At 38.9% G+C, this 674-nt stretch carries 1 pseudogene; it reads right to left on the reverse strand.

Features of this window, described 5'->3' with window-relative positions:
- Positions 1 to 674, reverse strand: a pseudogene (locus GJV03_RS21340) (phage tail protein); the annotation flags it as partial.

Genomic DNA, 674 nt, shown 5'->3' on the forward strand with positions numbered 1-674 from the left:
CTGTATTCGCAATATCCCCGTCAACTCGTGCTTGAACTTCTTGCTGTGCTAATGCCTGTACATCATTGATTTGCGCAACTGTTGTATCAATACGCTTACTAAGTGCAACATCCTCTTCAATCATTGCTGATTGGAGTGACCAAGTCCCTGCAAAGCCTTGATCATTGCCGATCAAATCAGATGAAGATCCAATCAATTTTGGATTTAGTTGCGCATAAACACCATCAGTCTTCTCTGCAGTAAGTTTCAAATCATCAGCAACAACTTTAATACTTGATTGTGCTGCCGCTAAACCTTGGTCACTTGATTTTTTGACTGTATCTACTACTTCTAAAACAGCATCATCACCTGCTTTGATTTGCTTTGTTAATCCATCTTCCAAATTACTAATCGCAGTTTTTCGATCCTGTATTTCAGCATTGATCTTCAAAGTAGTTAAATTGATTGAATCAATACGCTCAGTACGTTCAGTCGCTAAATCATCATTTGCTTTTTGAGCTGAATCTTTCGCTTGCTGCACCGAAGTTTCAAGTGCTGAAATATCAACATCAATCGCATCTATATGATCAATTTTGGTCTGCAATTCTTTATGCAATTGGCTTTCAGTGATTTGCTCATGCAAAAGATCAAGTACATCTGATGCATCTGCGGAAGTCACACCACTGACCCAATCT

The sequence above is a fragment of the Acinetobacter sp. RIT698 genome (genome assembly GCF_009668065.1).
GTDB classification, from domain to species: domain Bacteria; phylum Pseudomonadota; class Gammaproteobacteria; order Pseudomonadales; family Moraxellaceae; genus Acinetobacter; species Acinetobacter guillouiae.